General features: G+C 65.0%; 13 protein-coding genes and 1 pseudogene. 10 read left to right on the top strand and 4 right to left on the bottom strand.

Going from position 1 to position 14,423, the window contains the following annotated elements; all coding sequences use genetic code 11:
• Positions 1–16 precede the first annotated feature (16 nt).
• The 10 genes and pseudogenes from HB778_RS16635 (at position 17) to HB778_RS16590 (ending at position 9,883) form a co-directional block, all read left to right on the top strand.
• Entirely contained in the window at positions 17–1,951 is a 1,935-nt protein-coding gene (locus tag HB778_RS16635; protein ID WP_183464803.1) for a bifunctional 5-dehydro-2-deoxygluconokinase/5-dehydro-2-deoxyphosphogluconate aldolase, read from the top strand.
• Between the two features lie 33 nt (positions 1,952–1,984).
• Positions 1,985–3,834, top strand: a pseudogene (iolD, locus tag HB778_RS16630) (3D-(3,5/4)-trihydroxycyclohexane-1,2-dione acylhydrolase (decyclizing)).
• A gap of 148 nt (positions 3,835–3,982) precedes the next feature.
• A complete protein-coding gene (gene iolE, locus HB778_RS16625; RefSeq protein WP_183464802.1) occupies positions 3,983–4,900 on the top strand; it encodes a myo-inosose-2 dehydratase in 918 nt (305 codons plus the stop codon).
• Positions 4,901–4,943: 43 nt separating this feature from the next.
• On the top strand, positions 4,944–5,156 hold the full coding sequence (locus HB778_RS16620) for a DUF3329 domain-containing protein (RefSeq protein ID WP_183464801.1): 213 nt from the start codon (positions 4,944–4,946) through the stop codon (positions 5,154–5,156).
• 4 nt (positions 5,157–5,160) lie between these two features.
• A complete protein-coding gene (gene iolB / locus HB778_RS16615; protein WP_183464800.1) occupies positions 5,161–5,973 on the top strand; it encodes a 5-deoxy-glucuronate isomerase in 813 nt (270 codons plus the stop codon).
• Positions 5,974–6,210: 237 nt separating this feature from the next.
• Positions 6,211–6,918 carry a DUF1045 domain-containing protein gene (locus HB778_RS16610; protein ID WP_095203085.1) on the top strand — a complete coding sequence of 236 codons (708 nt, stop codon included), beginning with the start codon at positions 6,211–6,213 and terminating at the stop codon, positions 6,916–6,918.
• Positions 6,919–6,967: 49 nt separating this feature from the next.
• Positions 6,968–8,107, top strand: coding sequence for an alpha-D-ribose 1-methylphosphonate 5-triphosphate diphosphatase (locus HB778_RS16605; protein WP_183464799.1), 1,140 nt, complete (start codon positions 6,968–6,970; stop codon positions 8,105–8,107).
• The gene (gene phnN, locus HB778_RS16600) at positions 8,104–8,733 is read left to right on the top strand and encodes a phosphonate metabolism protein/1,5-bisphosphokinase (PRPP-forming) PhnN (protein WP_183464798.1); all 630 of its coding nucleotides are present in this window, start codon (positions 8,104–8,106) and stop codon (positions 8,731–8,733) included. The genes HB778_RS16605 and phnN overlap by 4 nt, the downstream gene beginning before the upstream one ends.
• A 182-nt stretch (positions 8,734–8,915) precedes the next feature.
• Positions 8,916–9,671 carry a COG4280 domain-containing protein gene (locus HB778_RS16595; RefSeq protein WP_183464797.1) on the top strand — a complete coding sequence of 252 codons (756 nt, stop codon included), beginning with the start codon at positions 8,916–8,918 and terminating at the stop codon, positions 9,669–9,671.
• Complete coding sequence (locus HB778_RS16590; RefSeq protein ID WP_183464796.1) at positions 9,668–9,883, top strand: hypothetical protein; 216 nt, start codon at positions 9,668–9,670, stop codon at positions 9,881–9,883. Before HB778_RS16595 ends, HB778_RS16590 begins: the two co-directional genes overlap by 4 nt.
• Positions 9,884–9,974: 91 nt before the next feature.
• Here HB778_RS16590 and HB778_RS16585 read toward each other — a convergent pair whose 3' ends face one another.
• From HB778_RS16585 to HB778_RS16570, 4 genes are read right to left on the bottom strand one after another with little or no spacing between them, the layout of a single operon-like run.
• On the bottom strand, positions 9,975–10,856 hold the full coding sequence (locus HB778_RS16585; RefSeq protein ID WP_183464795.1) for an SMP-30/gluconolactonase/LRE family protein: 882 nt from the start codon (positions 10,854–10,856) through the stop codon (positions 9,975–9,977).
• Positions 10,857–10,858: 2 nt separating this feature from the next.
• On the bottom strand, positions 10,859–11,827 hold the full coding sequence (locus tag HB778_RS16580) for an ABC transporter permease (protein WP_183464794.1): 969 nt from the start codon (positions 11,825–11,827) through the stop codon (positions 10,859–10,861).
• Positions 11,824–12,852 carry an ABC transporter permease gene (locus HB778_RS16575; protein WP_183464793.1) on the bottom strand — a complete coding sequence of 343 codons (1,029 nt, stop codon included), beginning with the start codon at positions 12,850–12,852 and terminating at the stop codon, positions 11,824–11,826. Before HB778_RS16575 ends, HB778_RS16580 begins: the two co-directional genes overlap by 4 nt.
• A gap of 3 nt (positions 12,853–12,855) precedes the next feature.
• Positions 12,856–14,358 carry a sugar ABC transporter ATP-binding protein gene (locus tag HB778_RS16570; RefSeq protein ID WP_244661938.1) on the bottom strand — a complete coding sequence of 501 codons (1,503 nt, stop codon included), beginning with the start codon at positions 14,356–14,358 and terminating at the stop codon, positions 12,856–12,858.
• Positions 14,359–14,423: the final 65 nt, after the last annotated feature.

Genomic DNA, 14,423 nt, shown 5'->3' with positions numbered 1-14,423 from the left:
CTGACGGGAGGTTCCAATGAGCGAAGCCGTGGACGCCAAACAGGCGCCGCTCGACGTCATTACCATCGGTCGCGCTTCCGTCGACCTCTATGGCCAGCAGATCGGCTCGCGGCTGGAGGACATCACCTCCTTCGCCAAGTCGGTCGGTGGCTGTCCGGCCAACATTTCGGTCGGCACGGCAAGGCTTGGCCTGCGTTCGGCGCTGCTGACGCGCGTCGGCGACGAGCAGATGGGCCGCTTCATCCGCGAACAGCTCAAGCGCGAAGGCGTCAACACCGACGGGCTGAAGACCGACAAGGAACGGCTGACGGCGCTGGTGCTGCTCTCGGTCGAGAGCGAAGGCGTTTCGCCGATGATCTTCTATCGCTCGGACTGCGCCGACATGGCGCTGGCGCCGGAAGACATCGATGAGGCATTTATCGCTTCGGCGCGTTCGATCGTCGTCACCGGCACGCATTTTTCCCGCCCCAACAGCGACGCCGCCCAGCGCAAGGCGATCCGCATCATGAAAGCCAAGGGCGGCAAGGTTATCTTCGACATCGACTATCGGCCGAACCTGTGGGGCCTCGCCGGCCATGCCGAAGGCTTCGAGCGCTATGTCAAATCGGACCGCGTCTCGGCGCAGCTGAAGACAGTGCTGCCCGATTGCGACCTCATCGTTGGTACCGAGGAAGAGATCATGATCGCCTCGGGCGCCGACGACTGCCTGAGCGCGCTGAAGACGATCCGCGCGCTGTCGTCGGCCACCATCGTGCTCAAGCGCGGCGCCATGGGCTGCATCGTCTATGACGGACCGATCGGCGACGATCTCGAGGACGGCGTCGTCGGCGAGGGCTTCCCGATCGAGATCTACAATGTGCTGGGTGCCGGCGACGCTTTCATGTCCGGCTTCCTGCGCGGTTGGCTGGGCGGCGAAGACCATGCGACGGCGGCGACTTGGGCCAATGCCTGCGGCGCCTTCGCCGTGTCGCGGCTGCTCTGCGCGCCGGAATATCCAACCTTCGAGGAGTTGCAGTTCTTCCTCAAGAACGGTAGCAAGCATCTCGCCTTGCGCAAGGACGAGGCTATCAATCATATCCATTGGGCGACCACCCGTCGGCGCGACATTCCCTCGATGATGGCGCTCGCCTGCGATCATCGCATCCAGCTCGAGGACGTGGCGGTGAAGGCCGGCGCCGATCCGGCGCGCATCCGCGATTTCAAGGTGCTGGCCGTCAAGGCGGCGGCCAAGGTCGCCGCCGGCCGCGACGGTTATGGCATGCTGATCGACGAGAAACATGGCCGCGAGGCAATGTTCGAATTCGCCAGGCATCCCTTCGCCTGGCTCGGCCGCCCGGTCGAACTGCCGGGCTCACGGCCGTTGCGCTTCGAATTCTCGCAGGATATCGGCTCGCAGCTCACCGAATGGCCGGTCGATCACTGCATCAAATGCCTGTGCTTCTACCACCCCGACGATCCGGCGGCCTTGAAGGAAGAACAGCAGCAGAAGCTGCGCGCGCTGTTCGAGGCCGCACGCAAAGTCGGCCGGGAACTTCTCATCGAGATCATCGCCGGCAAGCACGGCAAGCTCGACGACACGACCATTCCGCGCGCGCTGGAGGAGCTTTATGCGCTCGGCATCAAGCCCGACTGGTGGAAGCTCGAGCCGCAGGCGTCGGCCGGTGCCTGGACCAAGATCGAAGCGGTGATCCTGAAGCATGATCCCTGGTGCCGTGGCATCGTGCTGCTTGGGCTCGAAGCGCCGCAGGACGAGCTGGAAGCCGCCTTTGCCGCCACCGCCAAGGCGCCGATCGTCAAGGGTTTCGCCGTCGGTCGCACCATCTTCGTGCATGCGGCCGAAGAGTGGCTGGCCGGCCGGATGTCGGATGACGAGGCTGTCGCCGACATGGCGACACGCTTTGAACAGTTGACCGAAGCGTGGCTTGCCGCGCGCGGCCGTAAAGCAGCATAAAGGCGCGGGCAAAAGACTGCGGAGGAAACCACCATGAGCAAGACAATCCGCCTGACGATGGCGCAGGCGCTGACCCGCTTCCTCAGCCGCCAGATGACCGAGATCGACGGCAAAAGGTGCCGATTTTCGGCGGTGTCTGGGCGATCTTCGGCCATGGCAATGTCGCCGGCATCGGCGAGGCGCTCTACCACGTACGCGACGAATTGCCGACCTTCCGTGCCCACAATGAACAGGCGATGGCGCATGCGGCGATCGCCTATGCAAAGGCCAATTTCCGCCGCCGCTTCATGGCCGCGACCTCGTCGATCGGCCCCGGCGCGCTCAACATGGTGACGGCGGCAGCCCTGGCGCACGTAAACCGGTTGCCCGTCCTGTTTTTGCCCGGTGATGTCTTCGCCAACCGCATTCCCGATCCGGTGCTGCAGCAGGCCGAGGATTTTTCCGACGGCACGGCGACGGTCAATGACTGCTTCCGTCCGGTGTCGCGCTATTTCGACCGCATCACGCGCCCGGAACAAATCATCCCGGCGCTCAACCGCGCCATGGCTGTGCTGACCGATCCGGCCGAGTGCGGCCCGGTGACGCTGTCGCTCTGCCAGGATGTGCAGGCGGAGGCCTATGATTATCCCGAGAGCTTTTTCGCCGAAAGGGTCTGGCATCAGCGCCGGCCACGCCCTGACCGTGGCGAACTGGCAGCGGCGGTTGCGGCGCTCAAGGGCGCGAAGAAGCCGCTGGTGATCGCCGGCGGCGGCGTTCTCTATTCGCAGGCCTCCGATGCGCTGGCCAAATTCGTCGAGAGCGCGGGCATTCCGGTCTGCGAGACGCAAGGCGGCAAATCCTCGCTGCCGGACGATCATCCACTCAACATGGCGGCGGTCGGCGTCACCGGCACGTCGGCAGCCAACCGGCTCGCCGAAGAAGCCGATGTGGTGCTCGCCATCGGCACGCGCCTGCAGGATTTCACCACCGGCTCATGGGCGCTGTTCAAGAATTCCGGCAAGACCATCATCGGGCTCAACGTGCAGCCTTTCGATGCCGGCAAGCACCGGGCACTGCCGCTGGTCGCGGACGCGGTCGAAGGGCTTGCCGAACTTGGCGCGGCGTTGGGGAGCTGGAAAGCGCCTGCCGCCTGGACCGACAATGCGGCCAAGGGCAAGAAGGCCTGGCAGGCCGACGCGGCCAAGGTGACGGCGTCGACCAATGCCGCCTTCCCGTCGGACGCGCAGGTGATCGGCGCCGTGCAGCGCGCCATGGGATCGGGCGTGACCTTGCTGCATGCCGCCGGCGGCCTGCCGGGCGAGCTGCACAAGCTTTGGCAGGCCGGCGCGCCCGGCTCCTACCATGCCGAATACGGCTTCTCGACGATGGGCTACGAGATTGCCGGCGGACTCGGCACCAAGATGGCCAAGCCCGGCGAAGAGGTCGTCGTCATGATCGGCGACGGTTCCTATCTGATGCTCAATTCCGAGATCGCCACTTCGGTGATGCTCGGTTTGAAGCTCACCATCGTGCTGCTCGACAACCGTGGCTATGGCTGCATCAACCGGCTGCAGATGGCGACCGGCGGCGCCAACTTCAACAATCTGCTGAAGGATTCACGCCACGAGACCCTGCCCGATATCGACTTTGCCGCCCATGCGGCGAGCATGGGCGCGATATCAGAGAAAGTGCCGTCGATCGCCGGGCTGGAAAACGCCCTGCAGCAGGCCAAAAAGAACGACCGCACCACCGTGCTGGTCATCGACACCGATCCGCTGGTCTCCACCGATGCCGGTGGCCATTGGTGGGATGTGGCGGTGCCGGAAGTGTCGGCACGGCCGCAGGTCAACGCGGCGCGCAAAGCCTATGACGAGAAGCGGCAGATGCAGACCATCGGCGATTGATGCTAAGTCAGCGCCGCCCCCGACCTCCCCCTTGTGGGGAGGTCGGACCGAAGGTCCGGGTGGGGGTCTGGCGCCGCACCCCCTCCCCGCTGCTTCGCAGCGACCCTCCCCACAAGGGGGAGGGTGAACAAGAAACCGGAGTGACGACTTGAAAGCCAAACTGGGCATGTCCCCCATAGCGTGGTGGAACGACGATCTTGCCGAACTCAGCGACGACGTCTCGCTGGAAGAATGCCTGCGCCAGTCGCGCTCGGCCGGCTTCACCGGCATGGAGATGGGCCGGCGTTTTCCCAACGATCCCGCCGTCATGCTGCCGATCCTGAAGGCAGCCGACGTCACACTATGCGGCGGCTGGTTTTCCGGCACGCTGGTCGATGAGGAGATGGGCAAGAACAAGGATCGCATCCAGCCGATGATCGACCTGTTCAAGGCGGTCAATGCGCCTTGCATCGTCTATGGCGAGGTCGGCCGTTCGATCCAGGGCGACCGCTCAAAACCGCTCGCCACCAAGCCGAAACTGTCGGGCGACGAGATGAAGGCCTATGCAAGGCGCCTGACCGAATTCGGCGAATGGTGCGCCGAACAGGGCATGCCGCTGTCCTATCACCATCACATGGCGGCCGTGGTCGAGACCGAGCCGGAGCTCGATGCCTTCATACGCCATTCCGGCGAAGGCATTCCGCTGCTGCTCGACGCCGGACACCTGGCCTTTGCCGGCGGCGATGTGCTGCGCGCCGTCGACAACCACCACAAGCGCATCAGCCATGTCCATGTGAAGGATGTGCGCATGGGCGTGATCGACAAGCTCGACCGCACGAAACAGTCCTTCCTCGACGCCGTGGCGCTCGGCGCCTTCACCGTGCCGGGCGACGGTTCGCTGGATTTCGGCGCCATCGTGCAACGCTTCGCCGACCATGGCTATGAGGGCTGGTTCGTGGTCGAGGCCGAGCAAGACCCAAAGAAGAACCCGCCGCTCAAGATGGCGCAAGTCGGCCACAAGGAGCTGATGCGGGTGATGACAGCTGCCGGCTATACGGTGGAGACCCAGGGCTTCCCGAATGCCTGAGGCGATGGGTTCACGGCGAGGCAGGTTGCTGTAGATTGGGCCGATGAAAGATTCCGAGCACCCGTTCTTCCGCCCGCTTTGGCGCCGTGTCGCCGTGGTCGCGGTCTGCGTCATCTGGTCGATCATCGAGTTCGCCACCGGTACGCCATTCTGGGGCGTCATCGCGCTCGGCTTTGCCGGTTATGGCGTCTGGCAGTTCTTCTACCTCTACGAGCCGGCCGATGAGAACAAGGCCGAGGCCGAACCGAAGGAGTAACCCGATGTCGAAACTGCTCGTCAAAGCCGACAAGGGCCATGGCCGCGTTGCACATGTGACGCCGAAGAGCGCCGGCTGGACCTATGTCGGTTTCGACCTGCACCGGCTGAAGCCCGGCGAGACCGCCTCGGGAAAGACGGAGGATCGCGAAGTCTGCCTGGTCTTCGTCACCGGCAAAGGCACGGCGAAGGCAGGCGGCAAGGATCTTGGCCTGCTCGGCGGACGCATGTCACCCTTCGAAGGCAAGCCGTGGTCGGTCTATGTGCCCGCCGGATCGGACTGGTCGGTAACGGCTGATACCGAATTGGAGCTCGCGGTCTGCTCGGCGCCGGGATTGGGCGGTGGTTTGCCGGTTCGGGTGATCGGGCCGGACGATCTCGGCCAGGAAGTGCGCGGCAAGGGCACCAACACGCGCTACGTCACCAACATCCTGCCGGAAGGCAAGCCGGCAGACTCGCTGCTGGTGGTCGAGGTCATCACGCCGGGCGGCCACACGTCGAGCTATCCGCCGCACAAGCATGACCAGGACAATCTGCCGGCTGAGTCCTACCTCGAGGAAACCTACTACCATCGCCTCAACCCGCCGCAGGGCTTTGCCTTCCAGCGCGTCTATACCGACGCCGACACGAATGGCCATCGGGCGCTCGACGAAGCGATGGCGATCGAGGATGGCGATGTCGTGCTGGTGCCCAAGGGGTATCACCCCTGCGCCGCCTGCCATGGCTACGACCTCTATTATCTCAATGTCATGGCCGGGCCGAAGCGGACGTGGAAATTCCACAATGCACCCGAGCACGAATGGTTGATGAAGGCCTGAGCGTTTTGCATTTCCGGCTGAACCTATTGGTCCAGCTTGGAAAAATCGTCGGCTAAGGACTTATTGGGACGATTTGCCTTCGAAAACCCTTCAAAGCTTCGTCAATCCGTCATGGAAATCACCTATGGCAGCGAGGCCAGTGCATGTCGCCCAAAAGTGTGCAGCGGTTTTGGGACGACGACATGCACCAAATGAAGACTTAAAGCGCGTCGCGGCGCGCTTTAACGAGGACTTCCCATGCGTTATGCCATCTACTTCACCCCCCGGCAGGACGAACCGCTGGCGCGGATCGCCGCCAACTGGCTGGGCCGAGACCCGTTCGGCGCTGCGACAAGGCCGGTTGAGGCCGTGGCGGACCTCTCGGCGGCGGAAGTCGCCTTCCACACCGCTTCGGCGCGCCGTTATGGCTTCCACGCGACGCTGAAGGCCCCCTTCCGCCTGGCTGCCAACGAAACGGAGACCTCGCTGCGCGCAGGGCTCGACCATTTTGCCGAAGCGACGCCGGTGGTGACGATCCCGCGCCTCGTCGTCAGCCAGATCGACAGCTTCTTCGCACTGGTGCCGGAAGGTTCGCTGCCGCCGCTCAACCGTTTCGCCGACGACGTGGTGCGCGATTTCGACCGCTTTCGCGCGCCGCTGACCGAGGCCGAGATCGAGCGGCGCAGCCCGGATTCGCTGAAGCCGGCCGAGTTCCGCAATCTCTGCCAGTGGGGCTACCCCTATGTCTTCGAGACCTTCCGCTTCCACATGACGCTGTCGGGCCGGGCCGGGCCACAGGAAAGCCCACGTTTGCGCGCAGCAATCGACAGCCTGTTCGCCGATGTGCTGCGGCAGCCGGTGCTGGTGGACGCGCTGACGCTGTTTGTCGAACCCGAACCCGGCGCGCCGTTCATGGTGCTTTCGCAACACGCGCTAGGACGCCGCCCGGCCAGAAAAATCGCCTGAACAAAGCCTGCCCGAAGAATCAAGGCCAGATAATCGAGGACTGCCTGAAATGACCGCCGAGACCGTTCTTTCCAACGCCCGCATCGTGCTTGCCGACGAGATTGTCGAGGGGTCGCTGGTGCTGCGTGACGGCTTTATCGCCGGCATCGATGCAGGTTCTGGCCGGACCGGCGAGGATATGGGCGGCGACTATGTCATTCCGGGGCTGGTCGAGCTGCACACCGACCATCTGGAGGGTCATTACGCGCCGCGGCCGAAGGTGCGCTGGAACCCGATCGCCGCCGTGCTTGCCCATGACGCGCAGGTGGCGACCGCCGGCATCACCACCGTGCTAGACGCCTTGCGCGTCGGTATGGACGAGGACGCCGATCTCACCTCCGCCGACATCCGCAAGCTGGCCGATGCAATCGAGGACAGCGTCGCGCAGGATCGTCTGCGGGCCGATCACTTCCTGCATCTTCGCTGCGAGGTTTCGGCGCCGGATTGCCTGCAGGCCTTCGCCAATTTCGACGAGGACGACCGGGTCAAGCTGGCCTCGCTGATGGACCATGCGCCCGGCCAGCGCCAATTCGTCAATCTCGAAACCTATGCCTATTACTACCAGCGCAAGCTGAAGCTGACCGACCGCGACTTCAAACTGTTCTGCGAGAAGCGGATGGCGGAATCGGCACGCAATTCGGCACCGAACCGCGCGGTGATCGCCGCGGCCTGCCATCAGCGCGGCATCGTGCTGGCCAGCCATGACGACGCCACATCGGGCCATGTCGACGAGGCGATCGAGCAAGGCGTGCGGGTCGCCGAATTCCCGACCACCGAGGAAGCGGCGCGCGCTTCGAAGGCCGCCGGCCTCGGCGTGCTGATGGGGGCGCCCAACGTCATGCGTGGCGCCTCGCATTCGGGCAATGTCTCGGCCCGCACGCTGGCCAGCGATGGCCTGCTCGACATCTTGTCTTCGGACTATATCCCCTTCAGCCTGATCCAGTCGGCCTTCTTCCTCGGCGACATGGTCGAAGGGATTTCGCTGCCACAGGCGGTCGCCATGGTTTCGAAGAACCCGGCCGAAGCCGTTGGCCTGAGCGACCGCGGCATCATCGAGCAGGGCCGCCGGGCCGATCTGGTGCGCGTGCGCGTCGACGACCATGTTCCGGTCGTGCGCACCGTCTGGCGTCAGGGGCGCCGGGTCGCATGATGGTGTCGGCCTTGATCGAGCGTGAGTTGTCCGCTGAAACGTTCCCGATCCGCCATGGCGTGTTTGTCGCCGTCGTGGGGCCCAGCGGTGCCGGCAAGGACACGGTGATCGGCTACGCCCGCACACTCTTCGCTGATGAGACCCGGCTGGAATTCGTGCGCCGCGTCATCACCAGGCCGAGCGATGCGGCAAGCGAGGATCACGACACGCTGGCCGACGCCGCTTTCGTCGAGGCCGAGGCCGACGGCGCCTTCGCCATCTCGTGGGAGGCGCATGGCCTGCGCTACGGCCTGCCTGCCGATGTCAACTGGTCGGTCGCCAATGGCCATGTCGCAGTGGCGAACGTATCGCGCGCGATCATCCCCACCTTGCGCGAGCGCTACGCCAATCTGGCCATTGTCGAGATCACCGCTTCGCCCGATGTGCTGGCCGAGCGGCTGGCGATGCGCGGCCGCGAGTCGCGCGGCGAAGTGCTGGCGCGGCTGGCGCGCAGTGCCAATGTGACCCTGTCCGGCCCCGGCGTCACCACGATCGACAATAGCGGCCCGCGCGAGGTGGCCGGCGAGCGTTTCGCCGAACTGCTGCGCAAGGCGATGGCCTTCTCCGACATGTCGGGCCTGCTCTGATCCAAGCGCGTCCCGCAGCCCCGGCGTACGTGGCGCGATTGGAATCGCCGCCCATTGGTGCTCACTTGCTTTCCCGCCGCCTGCGGAGCGCTATGTGGTGCTGGCCACGCAAGTGATTCCGGGCCACGCTTCCGGGTCACTCAGAATATTCCGGGGCGAACGAGGCATGACAGGAGGCCCTGATGCAGACACTGACGCCCATCCTCTCGACGGTCACGGCGGCATTTCTCGCCTCCTTCGTCGAGGTCGTCGAAGCCTTCACCATCGTGCTAGCGGTTGGCGTGACGCGCAGCTGGCGCCCGGCGCTGACCGGTGCCGCTTTGGCTCTGGCGTTGCTGGCGGCGCTGGTGCTGGCGTTCGGGCCGCTGCTGGCGCTGGTGCCGATCACCACGCTGCAATTCGTCGTCGGGGTGCTGCTAATCCTGTTCGGCATGCGCTGGCTGCGAAAGGCCATCCTGCGCAGCGTCGGCGTCATCGCGCTGCATGACGAGGAAGCGGCCTTTTCCAAGGAGACCGCCGCCCTCAACCAGCAGGCCAATGACCGCCGCGCCGACTACCTCGCCGGCCTGGCGTCGTTCAAGGCGGTGCTGCTCGAGGGCGTCGAAGTGGTGTTCATCGTCATTGCCGTCGGCGCGGCGCATGGGCAGACGCTCTATGCCAGCCTGGGCGCGCTGGCAGCGTTTTTCCTGGTGATGCTGATTGGGCTGGCTGTCCACCGGCCGCTGGCGCGCGTGCCGGAGAATGCGCTGAAATTCGTGGTCGGGCTGATGCTGACCAGCTTCGGCATCTTCTGGACCGGCGAAGGCATCGGCGCCGACTGGCCGGGCGCCGATCTCGCTCTGCTCGCCATCTTCGCCATCGTCGCGCTGGCGTCCTTTGCCATGGTTCGCTGGTTGCGCAGCACCTACCCTGTGTCCGTTGGAGGGCTCGCCCGATGAACGCCATCCGTCTTGTCGCCAGGGAATTCTTCGGCATGTTCGTCGATGACGGCAATCTGGCGCTGCTGGCGCTGGTGCTGGTCGCCGCTGTCGCGATAGCAGTGAAGCTGCTGTCCCTGCCGCCGCTGCTCGGCGGCGTGCTGCTACTGGTCGGCTGCCTCGCCATCCTGCTGCTGAGTGTTCGCCGCGCTGCACGCGCGGTCAAACGTTAAAGGCAGCCCACATACTCGGTGTCGTTTCGGTACCGGAACGATGCTCGCTGCTTGCTCCGCCCGTGAGTGACGTAAGCGGGGCAACGCAGGCTTAGCCCTTGAATGCAGGCAGGGCCAGGCCCTTGACGCCGACATCAAGCGCGAACAATCCGCCGGGATTCTTCTGGCGGACGAAGTGGCTGGCCGGACGCTTGAGCACGGCGGAGGTGACATAGAGGATATCGAGATCCTTGCCGCCGAATTCGCAGCAGGTCGGCAGGTCGGTCGGCAGAACCACGGTCTGCATCAATTCGCCATCAGGGTCATAGCGGCAGACCTTGCTGGTCACCGGGATGGTGACCCAGTAGCAGCCCTCGGCGTCCACCGTGGCGCCATCGGCAACGCCGCCGGTCGCCGTCATGTCGATAAAGGTGCGGCGGTTCTCGATGTCGCCAATGGCGGGGTCGAAATCATAGGCCCACACCGCGCCGGCATGACTGTCGGTGAAATACATGGTCTTCGAATCCGGACTCCAGGCCAAGCCGTTGGAGCAGCCGATGCCGTCGATCATCTTGTGCACGGAAAGGTCAGGATCGAGCCTGTAGAGCGCGCCGATGAATTCGATCGGCTGGCCCGGCACCTCGAACATCGAGCCCGACCAGAAGCGGCCCTGGCGGTCGGGCTTGCCGTCATTGAAGCGGGTTTTCGGCATATGGGATTCCGGGTCGACAATCGCCTCGAACCTGCCGGTCGCGGGGTCGAAGAAATGGAAGCCGTTGGTCATGGTCAGCACCAGGCCGCCTTTCTCGCGCAGGCCGAGGCAGCCGAGATATTCCGGTGTTTCGAAGGTCTCGTCCTTGCCGGTCGCTGGATCGTAGCGGTGGATCAGCTTCTTCCAGATGTCGATCCACCACAGCACACCGGCCTTCGGGTCCCAAAGAGTGCCTTCGCCGAGTTCGGCCCTGGCATCGACGACGCAAGTGATTTCGACCATGGTCAGCTCTCCTTCCTGCGCAGCCTGCCACCGAGACCCGCGAAGGTCTCACTGCCGATCGACACGGTGACCAATATCACCGCGCCGTAGACGATGAGCAGCGCGCCGCTCGACAGGTTCAGCGCCGGCAAAAGACCGGTGAGGATGGTGAGCACCATGGCGCCGGCGACGGTGCCGAGATAGTGGCCGCTGCCGCCGAGGATCGAGGCGCCGCCGATCGCCACCGCGGCGATCGAGGTGAACAGATAGGCATCGCCCATGCCGAGATAGGCCTGGCCGGAATAGCCGGTCAAAAGCATGCCGGCGAAGGCGGCGGTCAGGCCTGAGATGACATAGGTGAGGATGGTGGTGCGCGCCGTCGGCACGCCGGAGAATTCGGCGACCGTGGCGCTGGTGCCGAGCGCATAGAGATGGCGGCCGAACGCCGCCTTGGAGAGCAGCAGCGTTGCCACCAGGGTCAGCGCCAGCCAGATCAGCGCAATTACCGGAAAACCGCCGATGCGACCAACCGACAGGAACTGGATCAGGGCTGGCGCCGATGGGGTCGGCGAGCCGCCGGTCAGCACCAGGATCAGTCCCTGCAGGATGACGTTGGTGGCCAGCGTCATGATGATCGGCGGCACGCCGAACTGGGCGACGCCGACGCCGTTGATCAGCCCGATGAAGGCACCGCCGGCGAGCAGCAGCGGCATCACCCAGACCAGCGGCAAATCCTGGCCGCCGCACAACAGCGCCATGATGATGGCCGCCGAATTCAGCACCCAGGGCACCGACAGATCGATGCCGCCGCCGATGATGACGAAGGTCTGGCCGAGCGCGACAATGCCGACGAAGGCGGCGAGCACGACGGTCGAGCGCATGTTGGAAACCGAGAGGAAGCCCGGCGAGAACAGTGCCGTGACCAGGAGCAGTACCACCATGCCGGCATAGGCAAGCACGATGAGGCGATTGCGGGCGAGGAAGGCGCTCATTGGACGCGGTTCCTTGCGGCTTTCTCGGCAACGGAACTGGCCAGCACCGAGAGCAGCAGGATGACGCCGGACGCGACCGGCTGCCAGTAGCTCGACACGTGCAGGACGAAGACCAGATTGCCGATCAGGGTCAGCACGAAGGCGCCGATCAGCGTGCCGGCGAGATGGCCGCGGCCGCCGAACAGGCTGACGCCGCCGATGACCGCCGCCGCCACCGAGGGCAGGATGTAATCCTTGCCGATGGTGGGCGAGCCGGCGCCGGTCTGCGTCACCAGGAACAGCGCCGCACCCGCCGCGAACAGGCCGGACAGGCCGTAGGTGACGAGGTTGACCCTCGTGATCGAGACACCGGACAGGAAGGCCGACTTCTCGTTGGAGCCGGTTGCCTGGATGGCGATGCCGACGCGGGTCGCGCGAAACCACCACCAGAACACGAGCAGCGCCAGCAGCATCAGGACCGGGCTGGTCAGGCCGATGAGCTGGGCGGAAGCGAAGCCGACCCACCAGCCGGGAACGCTGCCGCCATCGGTTGGCAGGATGATCATGGCGACGCCGTTGAGGATCGACCAGGTGGCGAGCGTGACCAGGAAGGGCTGCAGCTTCAGCAGCGAGATCAGCAGGCCGTTGAGCGCGCCGATGAGGAAGCCGAGCGCGAGGATGACGAGCGCCCAAAGCGCCGTGGTCGATGGATCGTCGGTGAAGCGCGTTGCGGCGATCACCGTGCCGAGGCTGATCATGCCGCCGATCGACAGGTCGATGCCGCCGCGCACCAGAACGATAGTCTGCCCGGTCGCCGCCAGCATCAGCGTCATCGCCGCCGCCGTGTCGAGGTTGAGCTCGTCCAGCGAGAAGACGCCGGATTGCAGACCGCCATAGATACCGACAATCAAGGCCAGCATCAGGCAGGCGACCAGGAACGGCGCCCGGTCGAGCAAGCGGCCGCGCCAGTCGATGGCCGGCTTGGTGAGCTTCGTTTCGGCCGGCCCCTGCGCCATCTCCACAGTCTGCTCCACGGACATCACCATGCCTCAGGCCGCCCTGGTTTCAAGCATGGCGGCGCGCAGGATTTCCTCCTCCGAAATGTGATCTCCCTCCAGCGTCGCGGCAATGCGACCGTTGCGCATGACCAGCACGCGGTCGGCGACATGGACGAGCTCCGGCATGTCGCTGGAATGGAACAGGATGGCATAGCCCTTGGCGGCGAGGTCGCGCATCAGCTGGAAGATTTCGCCCTTGGTGCCGACATCGACGCCGCGCGTCGGATCGTAGAGCAACAGCACACGCGCTTCGGTCAGAAGCATCTTGCCGAAGATCACCTTCTGCTGGTTGCCGCCGGACAAAGTGCCCGCCAGCTGTTCCGGCGTGCCGGCCTTGATGCGCAGGAAATCGACCATCTCCTTGACCAGCGCGGCCTCCTTTTGCCGGCTCAGCAAGCCGTTTTCGGTAAAGCGCTTGATGACCGACAGCGTCAAATTCTCGCGCACGCTCTTGGTCAGCAGCAGGCCCTGCCCGCGCCGGTCCTCTGGCACCAAGGCGATACCGTCCTTGCCGGTCAGCGCCTGGCGCGGATTGTTGATCGAGACCGGCCTGCCCCACAATTCGATCGTGCCGCTCGCCCTGGTGGCGCCGAACAGTGCCTGGAACAGTTCGCGCTGGCCATGACCCTGCAGGCCGCCGACGCCGAGCACTTCGCCTTCGCGCAAGGCAAAATCGACTCCGGAGAGCCGGCTGCCGCTGGAAAGCCCTTTTACCCCCAGAGCGATGCGGTCGGTCGCTGTCGGCACGCGCTCGGGATAGAGCCGGTCGAGATGCCGGCCGATCATCTGGGTGACGATCTCATTGTCGGAGACGGCATCGGCCTCATGCGCGGCGACGGTACTGCCATTGCGAAAAATGGTCAGCCGGTCGGCGATGGCGCGCACCTCGGCCATGCGGTGCGAGATGAAGACGACCAGCCGGCCTTCGGCGGCGAGCTGCCGGGTGAGCTTGAGCAGCCACTCGGCTTCCCGCGCCGGCAGCGACGAGGTCGCTTCGTCGAGGATGAGGATGCGCGGGTCCTTGGCCAGGCCCTTGGCGATCTCGACGATCTGCCGTTCGGCCAGGGTCAGCCGCCGCAGTTCCTGGTCGGGGCGCAGTGCCGGGAAATTGTACTTTCCCAGCAGCGCCAGTGTCTTGCGCCGCATTTCGCCGCGATTGACCGTGCGCAACAGCGTGCGCGGCTCATGGCGGAACCAGATGTTCTGTTCGACGCTGAGATCGGGGATCAGCGACAATTCCTGGAAGACGGCGGCGATGCCAAGCGCCTGCGCCGCATCCGGATTGGCCGGGCGATACTCCTGGCCATCGACCAGGATCGAGCCGCCATCGTGCTGTACGGCGCCCGACAGTATCTGGATGAAGGTGCTCTTGCCCGCGCCATTCTCGCCGAGCAGCGCGTGCACCTCGCCGGCGCGGGCGCTGAATGTCGCCTCGCTCAGCGCGACGATGCCGCCATAGCGTTTGGACAGGCCTTTGACGGTGACGAGGTCCATGCTTGCGCCTTCGAAAAGCTCTCCCGACATCTCGCGATGCCGGGAGACAGGGTCGTGGTACCGGA

The organism is Mesorhizobium huakuii (assembly GCF_014189455.1).
Taxonomy (GTDB): Bacteria; Pseudomonadota; Alphaproteobacteria; order Rhizobiales; family Rhizobiaceae; genus Mesorhizobium; species Mesorhizobium huakuii_A.
This window is presented reverse-complemented; position numbering and strand designations above follow the sequence as displayed.